The sequence below is a fragment of the Paraglaciecola hydrolytica genome (assembly GCF_001565895.1).
In the GTDB taxonomy this organism is placed as follows: Bacteria; Pseudomonadota; Gammaproteobacteria; order Enterobacterales; family Alteromonadaceae; genus Paraglaciecola; species Paraglaciecola hydrolytica.
Genome location: NZ_LSNE01000012.1, coordinates 526 through 914, shown reverse-complemented (window position 1 = coordinate 914; position 389 = coordinate 526). Strand labels below are relative to the sequence as shown.

General features: G+C 40.6%; 1 pseudogene. It reads right to left on the bottom strand.

The annotated features are described in order from the left end of the window. Positions 1–188: 188 nt before the first annotated feature. A pseudogene (locus tag AX660_RS23370) lies at positions 189–389 on the bottom strand (hypothetical protein); the annotation flags it as partial.

Here is a 389-nt window from a genome sequence, read left to right as displayed (position 1 = left end):
AATCACAGCCCGTTCAACTAGTGTCACCTTGAGAGAAATGTGCATTTGTTATGTTTAAAAACGAGTCGTTTTGTCTGTTTTTTTTGATAGATAAGATTTATGCGGTTAATGAGTCATTCTGCTCAAATTCTGGGCAGCATAATACTGTCACTTGGTGTGAAACAATCAAATAGAGTGTGTTAACTCATTCAGGCAGATTGAAGTAACGCTCTGGCCTTTGCCATCCCTCGTATACGCTGATGATTTGTATGCTGTTTGAATTGTTGTAGCATGTGCTCACTGCCTACAGCGGTGCTGAAGTGTTTCTCGAATTCAGTGGCGAGGGTTAACCACTGTTCTGCGTTAAGACCTAGACGTTCAAGAATAGGTTTTTGATAGTGCTCAATATG